The sequence below is a fragment of the Micromonospora sp. ZG13 genome (assembly GCF_059359355.1).
The window spans coordinates 290,716-313,647 of record NZ_JCADBQ010000003.1; the positions used below are offsets into that span (position 1 = coordinate 290,716).

Sequence of the window (22,932 nt, forward strand, 5' to 3'; positions counted from 1 at the left end):
GCGGGTGGAGGGGTGTCGTGGCGACCTTTCAGTGCTCCTCGTGCGGCCGGGAGATCAAGCCGGCCGTCAGCTGCCCGCACTGCGGTGCGCACCAGCCACAGTGGGTCGAGCACCTGGCGCAGATCGAGCGGTCCATCGCGGAGATGAAGGCCCGCGAGGCGGCCATCGCCAGCGAGCAGCGGCAGATCGCCGCCAAGATGCAGGCCGCGCTCTTCCAGCGGGACATCCTCGCCCACGCCGGTGAGGAACGCCTCAAGCAGGCCACCCGCCCCCGCCGGGTGCTGCGCAAGAGGCCGGGCCGCCGGCCGCCCACGGCCGCCACCGGCGCCCCGCCCCGGGTCCCCCGGCAGGGCACCCCGGCCGGCCCGGAGGACCCGCCCCCGCCCCCGCCGTCGGCCGCCACCTGGCTCGACGCCGACGACCCGGAGCATCCACCGGAGGCGTCCTCCCGCGAGGTGCAGAACATCCCCCTCGGGCTCGGCGCGCTGCTGCTCGGCGTCGCCGCCGTGGTCTTCGCCGCGGTGGCCACCAGCTCCATGGACGCGCTGGCCCGGCTGGGCGTCCTGCTGCTCGCGACCGTGCTCATGCTGCTCGCCCCGCCGGTGCTGGCCCGGCGCGGGCTCACCTCGACCGCCGAGACCATCTCGGCCGTCGGCCTGCTCCTGGTGCCGCTCGCCGGCTACGCGCTGTGGGCGGTCGACCGGATCGGCAACGGCGGTGCCTCGGGCGCGATCTTCGGCGCCATCGTCTTCGCCGTCACCGCCGGCGTATCGTTCGGCTACGCGGGCTGGACGGGGCTGCGCGCGCCCCGCTTCGCCACCGTACTGGCCGCCCAGCCGGTGCTGCCGTTGCTGGCGTACGACCGGATCACCGGCCCCGGCGGCTGGGCGCTGGTGCTGACGGCGGTGGCCCTGCTCGACCTGTGGCTGGCGCGTTCCCCCGTCACCGTGGAGCGGCCGGTCCGCCAGGACCTGCCCGAGCCCCCGGCCGCGCCCGCGAGCGCACCCCGGCAGCGCCACGCCGACGGCCGGCCCGAGGGGGCGCCCGAGGAGGCCGGCGAGGTGCTCGACGGCGGGCTGCCGGCGCAGGACCGGGCCCCGGCCGGCCGTCCGGTGCCGTGGCTGCGGGAGCTGACCTGGGTGCTGCACGGGGTGGCGGTCGCCCTCGCCCTCGCGTACGCCGTCTCCGCCCTGCTGCGCGCGGGCACCGTGCCGGCCGCGACCGGGGCCGGGCTGGCGCTGCTGCTGGCTGCCGCCGTGGGGCTGGCCGGCACGCTGGTGCTGCGCCGGCCGCCGCTGCCCGACCTCGGCGCCGGGATCTTCACCCTCGCCGTGATCGGTGCGCTGAGCCGGATCGCCTCGGTGGCCTTCCCCGGGCGGGCGCTGCTGCTGATCGCCGCCGTCATCACGCTCACCGGGCTGGCCGTCCGGGCGGTACCGGAGGCGGCCCGACGCGGGCCGCAGCTCGCCTCGGCGGTCGCGCTCACCGTCAGCGGGGTGGTGGTCGCCGGTGGCGCCCTCCGCGCCGGGGTCGCCCCCGTCCGGGCCGCGCTGCCGGCCTGGGCGGCCGACCTGGACCGCTACCCGGCCGAGCTGGCGGCGGCCGTGGGCCCGGCCGCCTGGCAGCTCGCCGCGAGCGCCTTCCTGCTGACCGTCGCGGCGGTGCTGGCCCTGCCGTCCGAGATCCGCCGGGAGTTCGCCGTGGTCGGTGCGGCGCTGACCGCGCTCGCCGTACCCGCGTCGTTCGGCCTCGGATGGGCGGCCGCGCCCTGGCCGATGGTGCTGACGGCGGTCGGCATCGGGGTGGTCGGGCTCTCCGCCCGCACGGAACGCGCGGCGCTGGCGCACGCGGCCACCGCCGCCGGCGTCGGCCTCTTCGGCGCGGGTGCCGGACTGGCCCGGCCGGCGCTGACCACGGCGGTCCTGCTCACCCTGTTCGCCGCCGGGGTCCTCGTCGCCGTGGCGCCCCGGATGCGACTCGCCCCGGCGGCGGCCGACACCGTCTCGGCCTGGGCCGCCGGGGGCGCGGCGTTCGCCCTGCCGGGCGCGGTGGCCGCCTTCGTCGCCGCGACCGTGCCGGTCGACCCGACGCCCACCCCGGCGAGCCTGCGCGAGGTCACCGTCCCGGTGCTCGCGGCCAGCTTCCTGGCGGTCTGCGTCACCCTCGGCCACGCCGCCGTCGTGCAGGTCTCCCAGCGACGCATCCCGACGCCGCTGGCCGTCGGCACCGCCCTCGGCGCGGTCACGGTCACCGCCGCCGCGTTCGGCGCCCCGGGCGCCACCGCCGCCGACGCCTGGGTGGGTGGCCTGCTGCTCGTCGCCGGCGCCATGGTGGTGTTCGCCGGTCCCATCGACGCCGGCCGACGCTCCGACCTCACCCTGGACGGCTCCGACCTGGCCGCCGCGGCGGTCACCGCCGCCCTGATCGCCACCCTGGCCCGGATCGCGGCCGTCCTCGCTCCCGGCGGGCAGCTCGCCGTCGCCGCCGGGCTGGTGCTGGTGGTGGCCGTGGCCGCCCGGGCCATGCCGGAGGAGTGGCGACGCGGACCGACCGTCGGCCTCGCCGTCGGCGGCGTGCTGATCGGGCTGCTGGCCGGCTGGAGCGCGCTGCGGGGCGGGCTGGGCGTGCTCGCCACCCCCGGCCCGATCTGGAACGGGGACCTGACCGGCTGGCCGGCCGGGCCGACCGGCGGGTCGACGTGGCAGGCCCCCGTGGCCCTGGCGCTGCTCGGCGTCGCCGCCGCGGTGCTGCTGCCACCACCGTGGAAGTACGACGTGTCGGGCGTGGCGGCCGTACTCGCCACGATCGGCGCGCCGGCCGCGTTCGACCTGCCGTGGTGGTCGCCCGTCCTGGTCGGCGGCATGGTCGCCACCGTCTTCGGGGCGGCTGCCGTGGCCGCCGTCGATCCCCGGGCGGGCCTGTCCCGGGCCGTCGTGGCCGGCGTCGTCGCCCTGCACGCCGCCGGAGCGGGTCTGGTCCGGCCGTGGACCACCGCGCTGGCGCTGGGCAGCATCGCGCTGATCGGCCTCGTGGTGGCCGCGCTGGCCCGGTCGCTGGCCGTGCCGCTGGTGGAGGACATCGAGAACGAGGGGATGCCCCCGCACCTCGCCCAGATCGGAGGCGCCGCGGCCGGCGCCGCCCTGCTCGCGTTCCCGGGTGCCGTCGCGGCGCTGGCCGCCGAGTTCGGGCGCGCGCCGGAGGTGGTGCTCACCGCCGCGTTGGCCGCGTCGAGCCTGGGCCTGGCGGCGGTGGCGGCCGTCCGGCGGCGGGTCCCGCAGTACCTGCCCTGGGCGAGCGCGGCGGTGGCCGGTGGCGCCACGGTGAGCGCCCTGGCCGCCGTCCCCACCAACCAGCCCGTCGGTGTGTACGCCGCCGCCGCGGCCCTGCTCGGGGTGCTCGCCGAGCTGGTCCGGGGCGCGACCGAACCGCCGGTCGGCGCGGCCCAGCCCGTACGACGCTGGTCGGTGCTGCTCGACGGCGCACTGCGGCGGCTGCCCGACGACGGGACGCAGCGCCGCTGGCGGGTCAGCCCCGCCGCCGGTGCGCTCGCCGCCGGTGCGCTGCCCACCGTCCTGGCGCTGGTGTCGATCGCCCCGGCCCTGGTCGTCGCGCTGGTCGATCCGCACCGCAGCCTCGGCCGGGTCTGGCAGGGACCACCCCCGGAGCTGCTCACCCCGCCCCCCGAGGCGGTCGACCCGACCCACGTGCTGACCGCGCTGCTGCTCACCGCGACCGCCGCGCTGGCCGCCACCGGCTTCAGCGGCGGGCGGCGCTCCCGGGCGGTACCGGTCGTGCTGCCCGGCGCCGCCGTGACCCTGCTGATCACCCCGGCGTCGCTCGGCAACGGCTGGCCGGCGAGCACCCTGGCGGCGCTGTCCGTGTTCACCATCGCGATGCTGGGGCTGGCGCTCACCCCGCCCCCACCGCTGGTCGAGCGGGCCCGCTCGCTGCGCCTGACCCGGGTGCTCGTCTTCGCCATCGGGCTCGCCGCCGGGAGCGCGGGCCTGGTCGGTGGCCTGGCGACTCGGGAGCTGACCCTGTTCACCCTGGGTGGCGCCGTCGGCGTCGGCACGGTGGCCGCGATCTTCGGCACCACCCAGCGGGCGCGCATCCTCGGCTGGCTGTTCGCCTCGCTGATGGCACAGCTCTTCGTGCTCACCGCCGGCCTGGTGGCCGGGCTCGCGGCCGTCTGGTCCGCGATCGGCGTACTGGCGGTGGGGGCGGCCCTCCAGGTTTTCGCCGCGACCCTGCCCAGGCTGCGTCGCCCCGAGGCCCAGCGGGAGGCGGCCACCGTCGAGTGGAGCGGGCACGCTGCCGCCCTGATCGCCCTGGCGCTGGCCTTCGACTCGCCCCGGCACATCGCGGCGCTGCTCGCGGCCTGGGGCGCGGTCCTCGGTGTGGCGGCCACCCGGCCGGGTCGCCGACCGGTGGAGCGACGCATCCTGTTCTGGGCGGTGGTGGTCTGCGAGATCACCGCCTGGTGGATCCTGATGCGGGTCGCCGACGTGGCCCTGCCGGAGGCGTACACCCTGCCCTTCGCGGCGCTGGCCCTGCTCGTCGGCGTGCTGGAGCTGCGGCACCGGCCCGATCTGAGCAGCTGGGTCGCGTACGGGCCCGCGCTCGTCGCCGCCTTCGTGCCCACCCTGGCGATCGTGCTGGCGACGGACTCCAGCACGCTGCGCCAGGTGCTGCTGCTGCTCGGCGCCGTGGCCGTACTCGTCTTCGGGTCGATGAGCCAGCAACAGGCACCGGTGATCGTCGGCGCCGCCGTGACCGCCATCGCGGCGGTGCACGCGCTGTTCAGCCTGGGACCGTGGCTGGCCCTGATTCCCGTCGGCATCCTGCTGCTGGCGCTCGGCGCGAGCAACGAGCGCCGACGCCGAGCCCAGGAACGCCTCCAGACAGCCCTGCGCGGCATGCGCTGACACCGGGCCCACCCCCGGGGACGGGCGCGAGTGCGGGCCTGTCACCGGCGCCGCCCTATTCCGGGCGCAGGCCGCTTGCAGGCGCAGGCCGGCTGCGGCACTGGCTCGGTCCCGGGCGGGTTGCGCCCGCGACAGTCGACGGCGGGCCTGAAGCGCCAACGGAACGCCGGCGTGGTTCGGACTCGACCACACTGAGGGCGCGGGGCCCACGGTAGATGAACGTGCGCCGTCGGACGCGAGGACGACCGGGGCCGGACGGCGACGCTCGACCCGGGTCGCGCATCCGCCGCTCCCGCACGCCGGCATGCTGCACAACCCGTTCCTCGTGACGGCACCGACCACCGGACCACGAAGTGCCGGGCACGCGCCTGCCAGCCACGCGATCACACAGTGTAAGGCATGAGGAGCAACGGCCACCCGCCCTCTGTGCCCTTTGCTCTGCAGCCACCGGCGCACCACTCACAATGCGTTACGAGTCCTGGCCGCCTCGTCCAGACAACCAAAAGAGAAGTGCCAGCTCAGATGGGCGGTGCGTCGATGGATGCAGAGCAAAGGGCCCGAAGGGATCAGACCCCTCCGGGTCAAGATGGCAACGCTGAGTGACGGACTGCCCGGTTACTTCAAGTGACGACCCCCGTGGCCTATCGGCCTCCTGGTGGCCGATCCGGGCTCACGGGCAGCGGATCGGAGCGCTGGCGAGGCGGAGCAACAACGGCATCGGCCGAGCCGCCGATCCGGTAGCCCGGCCGCTGGATACCGCGCGAGACAGGTCCGGCGCAAGGGCAAGAACGACACGGAGAGCCAGGAGAGGCGCGAAGCGGTGCGGAAGGCGCAAGCTCGACAGGCAGGGGCGGAACAGCGCGAGGGGCGGAACAGCGCGAGGAACCGCACGGCGCGAGGGGCGGAGTGGGGCAGGAGACGCAGGCGCGGCGGGAAGCGCGAAGCGGCGTGGGAGGCACGACGCGCAGCGGAGCAGGCACCGCGTGGGAGGGCCTGGGCCAGAGGCGGCGCTTGTGCCGTCCGCCGGTCAGGTCGGCAGCCCCGGGCGGCATGGGGAGGCGCAGGTCAGGCGAGGGAGGCGCGCAGGGCGGCGTCCTTTTCGGCGACCAACTGCTCCAGGTCGGCCTGGTAGGCCGACATGCGGTCGAGCAGGGTGCGGTCGGCGGCGGCCAGGATGCGGACGGCGAGCAACCCGGCGTTGCGGGCGTTGCCGATCGACACGGTGGCCACCGGCACACCGGCCGGCATCTGCACGATGGAGAGCAGCGAATCCATCCCGTCGAGGTGCTTCAACGGCACCGGGACGCCGATCACCGGCAGCGGGGTGACCGAGGCGACCATGCCGGGCAGCGCCGCCGCGCCACCCGCCCCGGCGATGATGACCTTCAGGCCCCGGTCGGCCGCGGCGCGTCCGTAGTCGATCATCTTGATCGGCGTACGGTGGGCCGAGACGACCTCGACCTCGTAGGGCACCTCGAACTCGTCCAGCGCCTCGGCGGCAGCCCTCATCGTCGGCCAGTCCGAGTCGCTGCCCATGATCAGCCCAACGACGCTCACCGCGCTCTGCCTCTCGTTCGCGCCCTCGGGGCCGGCAACCTGACCTGTCACGCTCACTCGTGCCCCTCGCGCAGCCAGCGGGCGGCCCGCGCGGCCCGCGCCCGTACGTCGTCCAGGTCGTCACCGAGCACCGTGACGTGCCCGATCTTGCGGCCGGGACGCACCTGCTTGCCGTAGAGGTGCACCTTGGCGCCCGGCTCGGCCGCGAAGAGGTGGTGCAGCCGCTCGTCGATCGACATCCCGCCCGGGTCGCCGCCGAGCACGTTCGCCATCACCGCCACGGGAGCGGTCAGCGAGGTGTCCCCCATCGGGTAGTCGAGCACGGCGCGCAGGTGCTGCTCGAACTGCGACGTACGCGCGCCCTCGATGGTCCAGTGCCCGGAGTTGTGCGGCCGCATCGCCAGCTCGTTCACCACGATCCGGCTGCCGGCGGGCGCCGTCTGGTCGGCCACCTCGAACAGCTCCACGGCGAGCAGGCCGACCACGCCGAGCGCGGTCGCCAGGTCGATGGCGAGTTGCTGGGCGGCTACCGCCAGCTCCTCCGGCAGGCCCGGCGCGGGGGCGAGCACCTCGACGCAGATGCCGTCCCGCTGCACCGTCTCGACCACCGGATACGCGGCGACCTGCCCGAACGGCGAGCGCGCCACCTGCACGGCCAGCTCCCGGCGCAGCGGCACCCGCTCCTCGACGATCAGCCGGGTGCCGCCGGCCAGCAGGGTCTTCGCCAGCCCGTCGGCCTGCGTCGCGTCGTCGACCAGCCAGACGCCCCGGCCGTCGTACCCGCCACGGGCCGCCTTGAGCACCACCGGCCAGCCGACCTCGTCGCCGAACGCCACCAGGTCGGCGGGCTCCGCCACGGGTCGCCACGCCGGGTTCGGCGCGCCCAGCTCGCCGAGCCGCTCCCGCATGGCCCGCTTGTCCTGGGCGTGCAGCAGCGCGTCGGCCGGCGGGAAGAGCTTCACGCCTTCGGCCGCCAGCGTCCGGATGTGCTCGGTGGGGACATGCTCGTGGTCGAAGGTGACCACGTCGCAGGCCTTGGCGAAGGTGCGCAGCGCGGCGAGGTCGGTGTGGTCGCCGTACTGGACGTCGGCGGCGACCAGCGCGGCGCCGTCGTCGGGGGCCAGCGCGAGCACGCGCAGCGACTGGCCGAGGGCGATCGCGGACTGGTGGGTCATCCGGGCCAGTTGGCCACCGCCCACCATGCCGACAACGGGCAGACCGGTACGGGAATCCATAGCGGCGTCAGCCTATCGGCACGCCCCGCGACCTGTGTCGCCGGCTGCCGCATCCCCGACCCCCGGTCCCGGCCGCCCCGGCCGTGCGACTCAGCGCCGGCCGAGCTGGCCGATCAGGTCGTCCACCGCCGTCACGGGGCGCTCGCAGACGAAACCCCGGCAGACGTACGCGGTGGGCCGCCCGTCGACCATCGGCCGGTCGGCGAGCAGGGGCATGCCGGGCTGACCGGGGCGGCCCGCAACGACCACCGCGCCGGGTGGGGCGTGCCGGTGTGCCGCCGCGACCAGCGGGTCCCCGGCCGGGTCGTCCGTGACCACCGCGATCTCGTACGGTCCGGAGAGCAGCGCCTCCCCGACGGTGGCCGCGTAGCCGGTGAAGCGGGCGTGCCGGCCGACGATGGGCGCCACGGTCGACAGGGCCGCCTCGGCGGCTTCCCGGTAGCGGGTCTCGCCGGTCAGCGCCGCGTACGCGACCAGCGCCGCGACGATCGCGGAGCGCCCGGACGGGGTGGCGTTGTCGGTGGGGTCGGCGGGGCGGCTGACCAGCCGTTCGGCGTCGTCGGCGGTGTCGTAGAAGGCACCGCCCGGGGCGGCGAACCGCTCCAGCGCGACGTCGAGCAGTTGGCCGGCCAGCTCCAGCCAACGCCCCTCGCCGGTGACCTGGTGCATGGCGCAGAACGCCTCGGCGACGCAGCCGTAGTCCTCCAGCACCCCGGCGGGATCGCCGACCACCCCGTTGCGGGACACGCGGCGCAGCCGCCCGTCGACGATGTGCACCCTCGCCAGGTACTCGGCGGCGTCGCGCATCGCGCCATAGGTGCCGTCGGCGACGCCCTCCAGCGTCTGCGACCCGTCGTCGGGGCCGGCCGGCCCGAACGTGTCGGCCACCCGGTTGAACTCGGCGATCGCGGTGATGACCAGGCCGTTCCAGGCGGCGACCACCTTGTCGTCCAGGGCCGGCTGCGGCCGTTCCCGGCGGGCCGCGAGCAGCCGGTCGACGACGTCCTGCCAGCGCCGCGTCAGGGCCGGGTCCGCGTCGTCCACGTCCCGGGCGAGCCGCAGCACGCTGGTGCCGTGCTCGAAGCTGCCGGCCTCGGTGACGGCGAACAGGTCGGCGGCCCAGCGGCCGTCCTCCTCCCCCAGCACCTCGATGAGCTGGGTCGGCGTCCAGACGTAGGTCGATCCTTCGACGCCCTCGGTGTCGGCGTCCAGCGCCGAGGCGAACCCGCCGGACGGCGTACGCATCTCGTCGGCGAGGAACCAGGCGGTGTCCTGTGCGACCCGGCGGGCCAGCGGGTCACCGGTCAGGCGCCAGAGCTGGGTGTACGTCCGCAGCAGCAGCGCGTTGTCGTAGAGCATCTTCTCGAAGTGCGGCACGGTCCAGTGCCCGTCGACGGAGTAACGGGCGAAGCCGCCGGCGAGCTGGTCGTAGATGCCGCCCCGGGCCATCGCCTCGCAGGTGTGCCGGGCGATCTCCAGGCTGCGCGGGGAGCCGGTGCGCTGGTGGTGCCGCAGCAGGAAGAGCAGGTTCATGTGCGGCGGGAACTTCGGCGCCCCGCCGAACCCGCCGTTCGTGGCGTCGTACTCCTTGGCGAGCTGGTCGGCCGCGGCGTCGAGCAGCGCGGCGTCCAGCGGCGCGGTGGGCCCGCCCACGGCCTGCGCGCCGCCGATCGCCTCGACCACGGCGGCGCCCTGCTGGATCACGGCGTCGCGCTGGTCCCGCCAGGCGGCGGCGACCGACTGGAGCAGCCGGACGAAGTTCGGCCGGGGGAAGTAGGTGCCGCAGAAGAAGGGGGTGCCGTCGGGCGTGGCGAAGACGGTCATCGGCCAGCCGCCCTGCCCGGTCATCGCCTGGGTGGCGGTCATGTAGACGGCGTCGACGTCGGGGCGTTCCTCGCGATCCACCTTGATGGCGACGAAGTCGTCGTTGACCAGGGCCCCGACCTGCTCGTTCTCGAACGACTCGTGGGCCATCACGTGGCACCAGTGGCAGGCGGCGTAGCCGACCGAGATGAGCACCGGCACGTCCCGGCGCTTCGCCTCGGCGAACGCCTCGTCGCACCAGGGCCACCAGTCGACCGGGTTGTCGGCGTGCTGGAGCAGGTACGGGCTCGTGGCGTCAGCGAGTCGGTTCACCCGACGACCATAACCATCCCGTGGCGCGCCCGCCCGCGCTCCGGCACCCGACGGGACCGCCGCCTCGCAGGCGGCCTGGCGGGGTCAGGAGGCGCCGTCGGCGCGCAGCGGCAGGACGTTGGGGCGGGCCTCGTCGAGGAGGGTGCCCAGGACCGCGCCGATCTTGTCGGCCGGCATGGGCTTGAAGAAGTGGTAGCCCTGGGCGGCCGTGCAGCCCAGCTCGGCCAGCGCCAGGCGCTGCTCGGCGGTCTCCACGCCCTCGGCGACCACCCGCAGCCCCAGCTCGTGGGCGAGACCGACGGTGGTACGCACGATCGCCGCCGCCTCCGGGGAGTCGGCCATCCGGATCACGAAGGAGCGGTCCACCTTCAGCTCGTCGACCGCGATCCGGGTGAGGAACGTCAGCGAGGAGAAGCCCGTGCCGAAGTCGTCGACGGCGAGCTGCACGCCCATCGACCGCAGGGTGGCGAGCACCTCGTCGATGACCTCCAGCTCGCTCATCACCACCGTCTCGGTTATCTCCAGGACCAGCCGGTCCGGCGGCACCTGGTGCCGGCGCAGGGCATCGCCGATGTCGGCGGGCAGGCGGGGGTCGAGCAGGCTGCGCGCCGACAGGTTGACCGAGATCGGCACGTCGAGCCCGTCGCCGGCCCAGCCGGCGGCCACGGCGAGCGCCTTGTCCAGCACGTAGCGGGTGAAGGTGCCGAGCTGTTCGCTGTTCTCCACGGGGCGGATGAAGTCGTGCGGCCCGAGCCAGCCCCGGCGCGGGTGCCGCCAGCGGATCAGCGCCTCCACCCCGGTCGGCGCCCCGGTGGTCAGGTCCACCGCCGGCTGCAACGCCAGCACGAGCTGGTCGTCGGTCTTCAGCGCCTCGCGCAGCTCGGCCAGCAGGGCGAGCTGGTCGGTACTCGCGGCGTCCCGGGCGGAGTCGTACGCGGCGACGCTGCCGCCGCCCTCCTTGGCCTGGTACATGGCGATGTCGGCCCGGCGCAGCAGCTCGGTCAGGTCGGCGGTGCCGGCGTCGGCGACCACCACCCCGACGGAGACCTCGACGGACATCCGTACCCCGGCCACCTCGGTCGGCGCGGCGAGCCGCTCGGCGATCTCGCGGGCCTGCCGCAGCGCGTACGTCATCGGAGCGGCCCGGTCGCCGATCACCGGGACCGAGGTCAGCAGCAGCGCGAACTCGTCGCCGCCGAGGCGGGCGAGCAGGTCCCCGGGGCGGGCGAGGGTGCCCAGCCGGTTGGCGGTCAGCCGCAGCAGCTGGTCGCCGGCGGCGTGCCCGAGGGTGTCGTTGACCTCCTTGAACTGGTCGATGTCGAGCAGCAGCAGCGCGACCGGGTGGTCGTGGGCGAGCTGGCGCAGCGCCTGGTCGCCCTTGCTGAGCAGAGCAGACCGGTTCGCCAGCCCGGTGAGCTGGTCGTGCACCGCCTCGTACGACGAGCGGGCCGTGACCAGTCGCAGCTCCCGGTGGGTCGCGGCGTCGTGCAGCGCGGCGGCGACAGCGTCGCCGAACGCGGCGACGGCGTCGTGTTCCCGGGCGGTCGGGGGCGCGGAGCGCGGGAACCGGATGCGCAGCTCGCCCACCCGGGCCGCACCCACGGTGAGGGTACGCACCAGCTCGTGACCCTCGGGCTCGCTCCGGCCGGGCGGGGCGACCTCGCGGTCGACCAGTTGGCCGCCCGGATCACCCCGGTAGCGCCGCCACCGTCCGTCGCCGCGCGCCACGTCGACGTCGACGAGTTCGGCGTTGAAGACGGCCAGCGCGCCGGTCACCGCGGCCGTGGCGACGCCCCGCTCGTCGAGCTGGTTGAGCGCGGCGGTGGCCTCGGCGAAGGCCCGCCAGGTGCGGCGTTCCTGGTCGGCGCGCAACCGGTGCCGGTAGGTCTGCTGGAGCAGCCAGAGCGGCGGCGGGAGCAGCAGCAGCCAGCGCGCGTCGAGCTCCAGCAGCGCCACCACGACCAGGCCGACGGCCACGTTCCCGACGAACATGAGCAGCTTGCCCCGCAGCGCGGCGAGCAGCGGCGGCCCGACGGGGATGCCGTGGCGCAGCGCCAGGGTGGCGCCGCCGAGCCAGGCGGTGGCGAGGAGGTAGGTGACCGACCCCGCGAGCACGGCCAGGGCGAGCGCCGGGGTGGGCGTCGCCAGCAGCGGCTCGCCGAGCCAGGTGGTGACCGAGACGGCCAGGGCGGTGGCGGCGGTCAGGGAGGCGGTGATCCGGACGACCTCCAGGACCGGCCGCCGGTCGCCGAGCAGCGACATGGCCGACCAGGCGAGGGCGGCCCCGAGGAGCGCGGCGGAGGGGAGCCAGCCGGTGGGCGTCAGGTAGAGGCAGATGATCAGCGCCGCCTCGCCCCAGGTGATGCTCACCATCCCGGCGGCGGTGCGGAACCGCAGCCGGGCCAGCTGGGCGACGGCGAACACGGCGACGGCGAGCCCGAACCGGGCCGGCCCGCCGAGCGGGTCGTCTGCGGGCAGGCGGGTCGGCGCGGTCCACCCCAGGCCGGCGGCGACCAGGGCGGTCAGCGCGACGGCGACCGTGAGCAGGAGCAGCCGCGCGGGGGTGCCGCGGATTTCGAGCCGGTCGGTCGACTCGCCGGCCCTGCCGGAGGTCACCGAGCCGCTCCGCCCGCGGGCCGCTCGCCGTCACGACGGGCTGCCGCTGGTGTGGTGGTCATCGGCGCCCCCTCCCGCGCACGGCTCGGGAACTCTTGGTCCCCCCGGCGAGAGGCTAAGGCAAACCCGGTGGCCGCAACAGGGGGCGACGACCGGGTTCGACGTGAATCATGCGTGGACTAGCCGTTGCGACGCTGCTGACGCCCGGTGGGAGCAGGGGTGGATGAATCCTGCGCCTGCGTGCCCTCTGTCGGATCGACGACTTCCGCGTCCGCCCGGTCGAGCGTGGCCGGCGGGCCCTGCTGGGGGAACCGGTCGGGCAGGCGACGCAGCCGGGAGTTCATGTTGCGGATCAACAGGACGGTGGCGGCGGCCAGAACGAGGATGAGGAAGAGGCCCATCGGGCCGGCCAGGCCACCCGTGCGGGTGTCCCCGAAGTTGTTCTGGGCGAGCACCTGTGCGGCGGTCAGCATGGCGTTCCTCCGGATTGCGGTTGGTGACCAGGGTAGCCCGGCCCCGACTCAGCGGGCACAGGCCGTCTCGCGCACCCCGGCGAAGAGGTCCGACTCGGGCAGCGGGCTGTCGACCAGCGAGCGCACCAGCTCGAAGTCCTCCGTCGGCCACGCCCGCCGCTGCAGCTCCATCGGCACCTGGAACCAGAAGCCGTCGGGGTCGATCTGGGTGGCGTGGGCGCGCAGCGCGTCGTCGCGGACGGGGAAGTAGTCGGCGCACTCGACCCGGGTCGTGATCCGGGGCCCCTTGTCGGGGCGGTCCTCCCAGCGCTTGATCCACTCCTCGTAGGGCGAGTTGAGGCCGGCGGCGAGCAGTTCCTCGTGCAGCGCCATGATCTTGCCCTTGGAGAAGCCGATGTCGTAGTAGAGCTTGAGCGGCTGCCACGGCTCGCCCAGCTCCGGGTAGCGCTCCGGGTCGCCGGCGGCCTCGAACGCGGCCACGCTGACCTTGTGGGTCATGATGTGGTCGGGGTGCGGGTAGCCGCCCTCCTCGTCGTACGTCGTGACGACGTGCGGACGGAACTGGCGGATCAGCCGCACCAGCGGGCCGGCCGCCACCTCGACGTCCTGGAGGGCGAAGCAGCCCTCCGGCAGCGGCGGGAGCGGGTCGCCCTCGGGCAGGCCGGAGTCGACGAAGCCGAGCCATGCCTGCTCGACGCCGAGGATCGCCCGCGCGGCGTCCATCTCGGCCCGGCGGACGTCGGCGATGTTGGCCCAGACGTCCGGTCGGTCCATCTTCGGGTTGAGCACGCTGCCGCGCTCGCCGCCGGTGCACGTGACCACCAGGACGTCCACGCCCTCGGCGACGTACTTCGCCATGGTCGCGGCGCCCTTGCTCGACTCGTCGTCGGGGTGCGCGTGGACGGCCATCAGTCGCAGTTGCTCTGCCAACGTCGGCGCTCCTCGTCTCTAGCCCGCCGGCGGACCCCCCGCAGGACCGCCCGGCTGACCTGCCGGAATCCTCCCCCGCGCCGGGGACCTGCCGGTGCCGACCTGCCATATTTGACGACGGGACGGGCTGGGAGGATGGAACTCTGCCATTCTTGCCGATGCCTCCGACAACGACGCCAGGAGATACCCAGCGGTGACCGAGACGCACGCCACACTTCCGCCGGGCGCGCCCGCCTTCCCGCCGGGCCGGTACGGCCGCCGCCGGGAGCCGGGGCGCCGACGGCCGCTGCTGGCGGTGCTGCTGGCGGTCGCCATGGTGGCCGTCATGACCCTGGTCGCGGTGCGGCTCTACCGGCAGTACGGCGATCCGAACTACGACGCCGAGGTGATCACCTACACCGGGATCACCGACAGCCAGGTGCTGGTGGACTTCCGGGTCACCGTGCCGGAGGGCGGCTCGGCGGTGTGCCTGGTGCGCGCCCGCGACCGTGACGGCGCCGAGGTGGGCCGGGAAGAGGTGACGGTGACCGCCCGGCCCGACCAACGGCACGTGAGCACCCAGCACCGGCTGGTTACCACCGCCCGGCCCTTCATCGGCGAGGTGATGCGCTGCCGGCCCCCGGGCTGAGCAGCCACGACACGCTCCGGGCGCACCGGCACGGATGCCCGGGGCTGCCCCGGTGCCGGCGGCACCGGCGGTGCTCGAGCGCACCCTGTGTCGTACCGCACTGGTAGCTTGGAAGTTCACCTGTCAGCCAGCACGCACGAACGAGGAGACCGCCTGTGTCCACTGGCAACGAGGCGCCCGCCACCTGGCTGTCCCAGGACGCATTCGACCGGCTCCAGGCCGAGCTCGACGAGTTGATCGCCAACCGGCCGGTCATCGCCGCCGAGATCAACGCCCGGCGCGAGGAGGGCGACCTGCGGGAGAACGGTGGCTACCACGCCGCCCGCGAGGAGCAGGGCAAGGCCGAGGGGCGCATCCTCTACCTGAAGGAGCTGCTCCGCACCGCAAAGGTGGGCGGGGCACCGACCGCCGACGTGGTGTCGCCCGGCATGGTCGTGACGATCTACTTCGACGACGACAAGGACGACACCGAGACGTTCCTGCTCGGCTCCCGGGAGATCGCGTCGACCACCGAGCTGACGGTCTACAGCCCCGAGTCGGCGCTGGGCCAGGCGATCCTGGGCGGTCGGCCCGGCCAGACCTGCACCTACACCGCCCCCAGCGGGGCCGACATCAAGGTGACCGTGGTCAGCTTCGAGCCGTTCTCCGGCTGACCCCCGTCCGGCGGGCCCGGCCTGAGTCCCGCCCGCCCGGCAGACCGAGCGGACGGCACGCCCGCCGGTGACCCGGCACCGGGCGGCGACACGCCACCGGGCAGGTGGCGACGACGAACGACGCGGCGAGGCGTGACACCGGTCCCGGTGTCACGCCTCGCCGGCGAAGACCACCTGGTAGCCGCTGGCCCGCAACGCGCTGATCAGCGTGTCGGAGTGCTCGACCCCCCGGGTCTCCACCGACAGGGCCACCTCCACCTCGCCGAGGCGCAGGTGCGGGTTGGCCCGCTGGTGCTCCACGTCCACCACGTTCGCCCGGTGTTCGGCGATCTCGCCGAGCAGCGACGCGAGCTGGCCCGGCCGGTCGGAGCAGCGCACGGTCACCCGCAGGTAGCGCCCGGCGGCGGCGAGACCGTGCTCGATCACCCGCAGCATCAGCAGCGGATCGATGTTGCCGCCCGAGAGCACCGCCACCACCGGCGCCTGCACCTCGACGACGCCCGCCAGCAGCGCGGCCACCCCCACCGCGCCGGCCGGCTCGACCACCTGCTTGCCCCGCTCCAGCAGCATCAGCAGCGCACGGGAGATGTCCTCCTCGGAGACCGTGACGATCTCGTCCACCAGCTTGCGGACGTGGGTGAAGGTGAGCTCCCCCGGCCGGCCGACCGCGATGCCGTCCGCGATGGTGCCGAACGCCGGGAGGCGTACGGGCTCGCCGGCCACCAGGGAGGGCGGGAACGCGGCCGCCCCGGCGGCCTGCACCCCGATGATCCGCACGTCGGGCCGCAGCGCCTTGGCCGCCACCGCCATGCCGGAGACCAGCCCGCCGCCGCCCACCCCCGTGATGATCGTCCTGACCTCGGGGCACTGTTCGAGGATCTCCAGGGCCACCGTGCCCTGGCCGGCGATCACGTCCCGGTGGTCGAACGGGTGGATCAGCGTCGCCCCGGTCCGCTCGGCGTAGGTCTGCGCCGCGACCAGGGACTCGTCGACGGTGTTGCCGACCAGCTCGACCTGGGCGCCGTACCCCTTCGTGGCGGCCACCTTCGGCAGCGGCGCGTTCACCGGCATGAAGACGGTGGCGTGCGTACCGACGAGGCCGGCGGCGAGCGCCACCCCCTGGGCGTGGTTGCCGGCGCTCGCCGCGACCACCCCGTCGGCCCGCTCCGCCTCCGACAGCCGGGAGATCCGCACGTACGCGCCACGCACCTTGTACGAGCCGGCGCGTTGCAGGTTCTCGCACTTGAGCCACGTCGGTCCGCCCAGCGCCGCGCTGAGCGGCCGGGAGGGCTCTAGCGGGGTGGTGCGGACGACGCCCGCGAGCAGTTCCCGCGCGGCCCGTACGTCGGCGAGACCGACCAGTTCCGTCATGCCCCTGATCGTGCCACCCTGCACCCGCGCCGACGCGCGCACGCCACCTCTCAGACGGCGGCGGGGACGCGGGGGTAGCCGGGCGCGTGCCGGGGCCAGGGGGCCTGCATCTCGAACTGACCGGCGACGCCGAGCAGCAGCAGCTCGCTGCCGGGCGGGCCGACCAGCTGCACGGCGACCGGCAGGCCGTCCGGGCGGCGGCCCACCGGCACCACCAGCGCGGGCAGCCCGGCGATGTTCCACGGCGCGGCGAACGGGGCGTAGCGGATGCTGGCCAGCATGTTGGCCCGCCAGGACCGGGCGGACCAGCCCGTGGCCTCCGGCGGCACGGTCGCCAGGGCCGGGGTGAGCAGCAGGTCGACCGAGTGGTCGGCGAAGAAGCCGATCGAGCGCTCGCGCCAGGCGGCCCGGTCGGCCTCCCGGACGTACCCGCGCCGCTGCGCCCACTCGCCGAGGGCGACGTGGCGGCGGCTGCGCCGCTGGAGGCCGCGCCGGTCCAGCCCGGCGGCCCGCACGTCGGCGGCTGCCGCTGCGAACCAGGTGGCGATGCCCTGCAGGCCCAGCGCCGTCGGGTAGACCGGATCGGCGGGCACGGTGTCGTGGCCCGCGCCCGCGAGCAGCCGGCCGGCGGCGGCGACCGCGTCCCGGTTGGGCGCGTCCGCGTGCACCCCCCGCACCGGCGAACGCAGCGAGACGCCCACCCGCAGCCGCTGCGGCGGCACCAGCTTGTCCGGGCGACGGCCGGCCAGCACCGAGAAGCCCACGGCCGCGTCGGCGACCGTGCTGGTGAGCATGCCGTGCTCGGTGAGGCCGAACCAGTCGTCCGCGCCGAGCTGACAGGGGACCACGCCCCGGCCCGGCTTGAGCCCGACCAGGCCGCAGCAGGCCGCCGGGATGCGGATCGACCCGAGGCCGTCGTTGCCGTGGGCGATCGGCACCAGGCCGGCGGCGACGGCGGCGGCCGCCCCGCCGGACGAGCCGCCGGGGGTACGCCCGGTGTCCCAGGGGTTGCGGGTGACGGCGGTCTCGTCGTCGGTGATGCCCCAGAGGCCGAGTTCCGGCATCCGGGTCACCCCGAGGATCACCGCGCCGGCGCCGCGCAGCCGGCGGACCACCTCGTGGTCGGCCTCGGCCACCGGCGTACGCACGGCCGCCGACCCGTTCCAGGTGGGCAGCCCGGCGACGGCGGTGTTCTCCTTGACCGCCACCGGCACCCCGGCCAGCGGCAGGTTGGCCAGGTCCTCCTGCTCGTCGACCTTCTCCGCCTCGGTGATCGCCTCCCCGCCGCGTACCGTGCGGAACGCGGCGAGGTCGGCGTCGACCCGGACGATGTGGTCCAGGTGGTCGGCGACGACCTGGGTGGCCGTGACGTCGCCCCGGCGTACGCCCCGGGCGATCTGCTTGGCGGTCGCCCCCACCCAGGTCGGCATGATGTCCTGCACGGCCACCCTCCCAGCCAGCGGTCAGCCCAGCGCCTGCTCCAGATCGGCGAGCAGGTCGTCGACCGTCTCGATGCCGACAGACAGTCGCACGAGATCGCCGGGAACTTCAAGCGGCGAGCCGGCAGCACTTGCGTGTGTCATCCGGCCCGGGTGCTCGATCAGGGATTCCACGCCGCCGAGCGACTCGGCGAGGATGAACAGCTTCGTCCGGTTGCAGATCTCGACGGCGTGTTCCTCGCCACCGGCCGCCCGGAACGAGATCATCCCGCCGAAGCGGTGCATCTGCTTCGCGGCCACCTCGTGGCCCGGGTGCGCGGGCAGCCCGGGGTAGATGACCTGGCCGACCTTGGCGTGCCCGTCCAGGTAGGCCGCGATCCGCTCGGCGTTGTCGCAGTGCCGGTCCATGCGTACGCCCAGGGTCTTGATGCCGCGCAGGGTGAGCCACGCGTCGAAGGGGCCGTTGATCGCGCCCATCGCGTTCTGGTGGTAGCGCAGTTCCTCGCCGAGCCCGGCGTCGGCGGCCACCAGCGCGCCACCGACCACGTCGGAGTGGCCGCCGATGTACTTGGTGGTGGAGTGCACGACCACGTCGGCGCCGTGCGCGATCGGCTGCTGGAGGTACGGCGAGGCGAACGTGTTGTCGACGACCAGCAGGGCGCCCGCGTCGTGCGCGACGCCGGCCAGCGCGGCGATGTCGGCGATGCCGAGCAGCGGGTTGGTGGGCGTCTCCACCCAGACGATGCGGGTCCGGCCCGGCTCGACGGCGGCCCGGATCGCGTCGGGGTCGGAGACCTTCGCCGGGGTGTAGTCCAGCCCCCAGCGCTCGGCCACGCGCGCGAAGAGCCGGTACGTGCCGCCGTACGCGTCGTCGGGGATCACCACGTGGTCGCCCGGCTTGCAGACGGTACGCAGCAGGGTGTCCTCGGCGGCCAGGCCGCTGGCGAAGGCGAGCCCGACCGGACCACCCTCCAGCGCGGCGAGGCACTCCTGGAGGGCGTCGCGGGTCGGGTTGCCGGAGCGGCTGTACTCGTAGCCCAGCCGCGGCGCGCCGACGGCGTCCTGGGCGTAGGTGCTGGTCTGGTAGATCGGTGGGATCACCGCGCCGGTGCGGGCCTCGGGGTCCTGGCCGGCGTGGATGGCGAGCGTGTCGAAGCCGTGACTCATCCCGTGAGGCTAATGCCCCGTCCCGAGGGCTGGAACGGAACGGTCCTGTCGGGTCCGCGCCCGACGGGCCGGTGGAGACGTCTGTCGGCGGGGCGGCCGGCATAGCCTGGACCGATGAGCGGGTGTGTGTTCTGCGGGATCGTGGCGGGCGAGGTCCCCGCCTTCCGGGTGGCCGACGAGCCCGACGGGGTGGCGTTCCTGGACACCCGGCCGGTCTTCAAGGGGCACGTGCTGGTGGTGCCGCGCACGCATCTGGTCGCCCTGGCCGACCTTCCCGCCGAAGCGCTGGCCGGCTACTTCGGCCTGGTACGCCGGCTCGCGGTCGCCGTGGAGACCGGCACGGAGGCCGGTGGGACGTTCGTGGCGATGAACAACAAGGTGTCCCAGTCCGTCCCGCACCTGCACACCCACGTGGTGCCGCGCACCAGGGGCGACGGCCTGCGGGGCTTCTTCTGGCCGCGCACCCGCTACGCCGACGACGCCGAGGCCCAGACGTACGCCGCTCGCATCACCGCGGCCCTCTGACAGGCTGCGGGAGCACCCACGGCCTCGCCGGCCCCAGCGGCCCGGCGGCCCGGCGGCCCAGCGGCCCAGCGGCCCGCCCCGGCGGCCCGACGGCCCGGTAGCCCCAGCGGTCCGGCGGCCGGCGCGCCCCGGCGGGCGCGGCCGAGCCCTGCCTGCATGGCCTCCCGACACCCATCGCCGTCACGGAGAGTGGTAATCGCGCTACGTAACTCTCTGTGGCGGCCGCGAGCGGCGGCCGCGATGCCACCCTCCCGCCTTTGCTCTGCATCCACATCCGCACCACGGCTCCTACCTGCGACGACACGAAGCGGGGACACGGCTGCGGTGGAGCTCACCGCCACGCACGGTGACCGGTGCGTATGAGGATGCAGAGCAAAGCGCGCGAAGAGGGTCCGACCTGCCGACAGCTGACGTCACCGACAGTATTGGTATCGCGACCCGCGCGGCGCCTCATGCGGCGCCTCGTGCCCGTTTCGGCGGCGGCCCGCCTGAGTGTGGGCGGAGCGGGTAAGGAAGGCGGGTCCGGCGGTGTTGCACGCTGGGAGAGGTACGAGAGGAGTCCCACCGTGTTCCTGCGCCGTGTCAAGGCCGAGCTTCCCACCCCCGACCAGGCCCTGCCGGGTCGCCTGATCGCGATGCCGATCGCGGATCGGCACGAGGTGCTGGGCACCCCGCTCAAGGGGCCCTTCCCGGAGGGCTCGCAGGTGGCCGTGTTCGGCATGGGCTGCTTCTGGGGCGCCGAGCGGCTGTTCTGGACCCTGCCGGGCGTGATCACCACGTCCGCCGGCTACGCGGGCGGCATCACGCCGAACCCGACGTACGAGGAGGTGTGCTCGGGCATGACGGGGCACGCCGAGGTGGTCCAGGTGGTCTACGACCCCACCAGGATCAGCTACGAGGACCTGCTGAAGGTCTTCTGGGAGAACCACGACCCGACCCAGGGCATGCGCCAGGGCAACGACGTGGGCACCCAGTACCGGTCGACGATCTACGTGACCACGGACGAGCAGCTCGCCACCGCCCAGGCGTCCCGGGAGGCGTTCGCGCCGATCGTGGCGCGGGCCGGCAAGGGCGAGATCACCACCGAGATCGAGCGACTGGGTGAGTACTACTTCGCCGAGGACCACCACCAGCAGTACCTGGCACCCACGAAGAACCCGAACGGGTACTGCAACCACGGCCCGAACGGGCTGAGCTGCCCGGTGGGCGTCGCCCGTACGTCGGGCTGAGGGGCCGGCCAGCCACCGGCACACCGGACGGACACACCCAGGCGGACCGGTGCGGCGTCAGCCGCGCCGGTCGCCTGCCACCGGAACTGAGCGGTCGATCACATCCGCCCCCGACGGCGAAACGCCCCGGCTGCCACTCTTGACGCGCTCTGCCACCATGGTCGACACGGGGCGCGACGAAATCGCGCAGTGTAGCAAATCTTCAAGAAACCGTTATCATCCCAACGGGCAATCCTCGCTGCCCTCTGGCAGCATTGCCTGGCATGTGCGGACTTGCGGGAGAGTTCCGCCGTGACGGTTCACGCGCCGACGTGTCGGCGGTGGAACGCATGGCGGCCACGATGAGCGACCGGGGGCCCGACGACAGCGGCGTCTGGGCCCAGGGCCCGACCGCCCTCGGGCACCGACGCTTGAAGATCATCGACCTCTCCGCGGCGAGCGGGCAACCGCTGGTCGACCCCGGGGCGGGACTGACGGGCGTCTTCAACGGCTGCATCTACAACTACCGCGAGCTGCGCGCGGAACTCCAGGCCAAGGGCCACCGGTTCTTCTCCTCGGGCGACAGCGAGGTCGTGCTCAAGGCGTACGCCGAGTGGGGGCTCGACTTCGTCGACCACCTGGTCGGCATGTTCGCCGTGGCGATCAGCGAGCGGGACACGGGCCGGCTGGTGCTGGCCCGCGACCGGCTCGGCATCAAGCCGCTCTACGTGGCCGAGACGCCGGGTGTGGTGCGCTTTGCCAGCACCCTGCCCGCGCTACTGGCCGGGGGCGGCGTCGACACCGGCATCGACCCGGTCGCGCTCGCGCACTACCTGAGCTTCCACAGCATCGTGCCGCCGCCGCGCACCATCCTGCGCGGCGTCGCCAAGCTGCCCCCGGCGACCGTACGCGTCTACGAGGCCGACGGCCGCACCTCCGAGCGCGTCTACTGGGACCCGTCCTTCACCCGCTCCGCCGAGCGGGCCGGCTGGTCCGAGAAGGACTGGCAGGACGCCCTGCTGGAGTCGCTGACCACCGCCGTACGCCGGCGGATGGTGGCCGACGTGCCGGTGGGCGTGCTGCTTTCCGGCGGCCTGGACTCCAGCCTGGTTGTCGCCCTGCTCGCCGGCGAGGGCCAGCGCGGGCTCTCCACCTTCTCCATCGGCTTCGACGCGGTCGGCGGCCGGGAGGGCGACGAGTTCCGCTACTCCGACCTCGTGGCGAAGACGTTCGACACCGACCACCACCAGATCCGGGTGGCCGCCGCCGACCTGGTGCCGCCGCTGGAAGCGGCCGTCGCCGCGATGTCCGAGCCGATGGTCAGCCACGACTGCGTGGCGTTCTACCTGCTCAGCGAGGTGGTCTCGCAGCACGTCAAGGTCGTGCAGTCCGGCCAGGGCGCGGACGAGATCCTCGGCGGCTACCACTGGTACCCGCCGCTGGCGAAGGTCGGCCGGGACGAGGCGCTCGACACGTACGCCCGGGCCTTCTTCGACCGGGACGCGGCCGGGCTGGCCCGGGTGCTGAACCCGGCCTGGCTGACCGACGGCGACCCGGCGCGGGAGTTCGTGGCCGCCCACCTGGGGCGGGCCGGCGCCCAGACCGCGGTCGACGCCGGCCTGCGGATCGACACCCAGGTCATGCTGACCGACGACCCGGTCAAGCGGGTGGACAACATGACGATGGCACACGGGCTGGAGGCCCGGGTGCCGTTCCTCGACCACGAGTTCGTCGAGCTGGCCGCGAGCTGCCCGCCGGAGCTGAAGCTGGCGCAGGGCGGCAAGGGGGTGCTCAAGGAGATCGGCCGCCGCGTGCTGCCGCACGAGGTCATCGATCGGCCGAAGGGCTACTTCCCCGTGCCCGGCCTCACCCACCTGGAGGGCAAGCTCCTCGACCGGGTACGCGACGCGCTCTCCGCGCCCGAGGCCCGCCGCCGCGACCTGTTCCGCGCCGACTACGTCGACGCCCTGCTCGCCGACCCGAATGCCGAACTGACCCCGTTGAACGGAAACAAGCTGTGGCAACTCGGACTCCTGGAAATGTGGCTCCAGAGCCACGGAATCGACTGA

The 22,932-nt window shown here is 74.5% G+C and carries 14 protein-coding genes and 2 pseudogenes; 6 read left to right on the forward strand and 10 right to left on the reverse strand.

All coding sequences use genetic code 11. The annotated features are described in order from the left end of the window. Window positions 1-17: 17 nt before the first annotated feature. Complete coding sequence (locus AC5L34_RS08890) at window positions 18-4,925, forward strand: SCO7613 C-terminal domain-containing membrane protein (RefSeq protein ID WP_441174329.1); 4,908 nt, start codon at window positions 18-20, stop codon at window positions 4,923-4,925. Between the two features lie 1,065 nt (window positions 4,926-5,990). Here the strand turns inward: AC5L34_RS08890 and purE are convergent. From purE to mca, 7 genes and pseudogenes are all read right to left on the reverse strand, one after another. Next, a complete protein-coding gene (purE, locus tag AC5L34_RS08895) occupies window positions 5,991-6,482 on the reverse strand; it encodes a 5-(carboxyamino)imidazole ribonucleotide mutase (RefSeq protein ID WP_089001934.1) in 492 nt (163 codons plus the stop codon). Between the two features lie 53 nt (window positions 6,483-6,535). Continuing rightward, window positions 6,536-7,717, reverse strand: a complete 1,182-nt coding sequence (locus AC5L34_RS08900) for a 5-(carboxyamino)imidazole ribonucleotide synthase (RefSeq protein WP_441174330.1) — start codon at window positions 7,715-7,717, stop codon at window positions 6,536-6,538. Between the two features lie 90 nt (window positions 7,718-7,807). After that, a pseudogene (locus AC5L34_RS08905) lies at window positions 7,808-8,533 on the reverse strand (hypothetical protein); the annotation flags it as partial. 65 nt (window positions 8,534-8,598) lie between these two features. Beyond that, a pseudogene (locus tag AC5L34_RS08910) lies at window positions 8,599-9,853 on the reverse strand (thioredoxin domain-containing protein); the annotation flags it as partial. Window positions 9,854-9,937: 84 nt separating this feature from the next. Beyond that, window positions 9,938-12,427, reverse strand: a complete 2,490-nt coding sequence (locus tag AC5L34_RS08915) for a putative bifunctional diguanylate cyclase/phosphodiesterase (protein WP_441174651.1) — start codon at window positions 12,425-12,427, stop codon at window positions 9,938-9,940. 221 nt (window positions 12,428-12,648) lie between these two features. Beyond that, window positions 12,649-12,942, reverse strand: coding sequence for a hypothetical protein (locus tag AC5L34_RS08920; RefSeq protein ID WP_363904647.1), 294 nt, complete (start codon window positions 12,940-12,942; stop codon window positions 12,649-12,651). A gap of 48 nt (window positions 12,943-12,990) precedes the next feature. Continuing rightward, window positions 12,991-13,872 (reverse strand): mycothiol conjugate amidase Mca, encoded by an 882-nt coding sequence (gene mca, locus AC5L34_RS08925; RefSeq protein ID WP_441174331.1) that lies wholly within the window; start codon window positions 13,870-13,872, stop codon window positions 12,991-12,993. Between the two features lie 193 nt (window positions 13,873-14,065). Between mca and AC5L34_RS08930 the strand changes: the two genes are divergently transcribed. Beyond that, window positions 14,066-14,500, forward strand: a complete 435-nt coding sequence (locus AC5L34_RS08930) for a DUF4307 domain-containing protein (RefSeq protein WP_441174332.1) — start codon at window positions 14,066-14,068, stop codon at window positions 14,498-14,500. A gap of 155 nt (window positions 14,501-14,655) precedes the next feature. Next, window positions 14,656-15,153 (forward strand): transcription elongation factor GreA, encoded by a 498-nt coding sequence (gene greA / locus AC5L34_RS08935; protein WP_441174334.1) that lies wholly within the window; start codon window positions 14,656-14,658, stop codon window positions 15,151-15,153. A gap of 150 nt (window positions 15,154-15,303) precedes the next feature. On the opposite strand, the gene ilvA is transcribed toward greA, so the two are convergent. Genes ilvA through AC5L34_RS08950 form a run of 3 tightly spaced genes read right to left on the reverse strand, consistent with a single transcriptional unit; the run spans window position 15,304 to window position 19,130 of the window. Beyond that, window positions 15,304-16,524 carry a threonine ammonia-lyase gene (gene ilvA, locus AC5L34_RS08940; protein WP_089001942.1) on the reverse strand — a complete coding sequence of 407 codons (1,221 nt, stop codon included), beginning with the start codon at window positions 16,522-16,524 and terminating at the stop codon, window positions 15,304-15,306. A gap of 50 nt (window positions 16,525-16,574) precedes the next feature. Next, window positions 16,575-17,972 (reverse strand): amidase, encoded by a 1,398-nt coding sequence (locus AC5L34_RS08945; RefSeq protein WP_494824433.1) that lies wholly within the window; start codon window positions 17,970-17,972, stop codon window positions 16,575-16,577. 15 nt (window positions 17,973-17,987) lie between these two features. Next, a complete protein-coding gene (locus tag AC5L34_RS08950) occupies window positions 17,988-19,130 on the reverse strand; it encodes a cystathionine gamma-synthase (protein WP_441174336.1) in 1,143 nt (380 codons plus the stop codon). 114 nt (window positions 19,131-19,244) lie between these two features. Here AC5L34_RS08950 and AC5L34_RS08955 point away from each other — a divergent pair, with 114 nt between their 5' ends. From AC5L34_RS08955 to AC5L34_RS08965, 3 genes are all read left to right on the forward strand, one after another. Next, window positions 19,245-19,655 (forward strand): HIT family protein, encoded by a 411-nt coding sequence (locus tag AC5L34_RS08955; RefSeq protein ID WP_494824435.1) that lies wholly within the window; start codon window positions 19,245-19,247, stop codon window positions 19,653-19,655. Window positions 19,656-20,221: 566 nt separating this feature from the next. Continuing rightward, window positions 20,222-20,884 carry a peptide-methionine (S)-S-oxide reductase MsrA gene (gene msrA, locus AC5L34_RS08960; protein ID WP_089001946.1) on the forward strand — a complete coding sequence of 221 codons (663 nt, stop codon included), beginning with the start codon at window positions 20,222-20,224 and terminating at the stop codon, window positions 20,882-20,884. A gap of 263 nt (window positions 20,885-21,147) precedes the next feature. Beyond that, window positions 21,148-22,932 (forward strand): N-acetylglutaminylglutamine amidotransferase, encoded by a 1,785-nt coding sequence (locus AC5L34_RS08965; RefSeq protein WP_441174338.1) that lies wholly within the window; start codon window positions 21,148-21,150, stop codon window positions 22,930-22,932.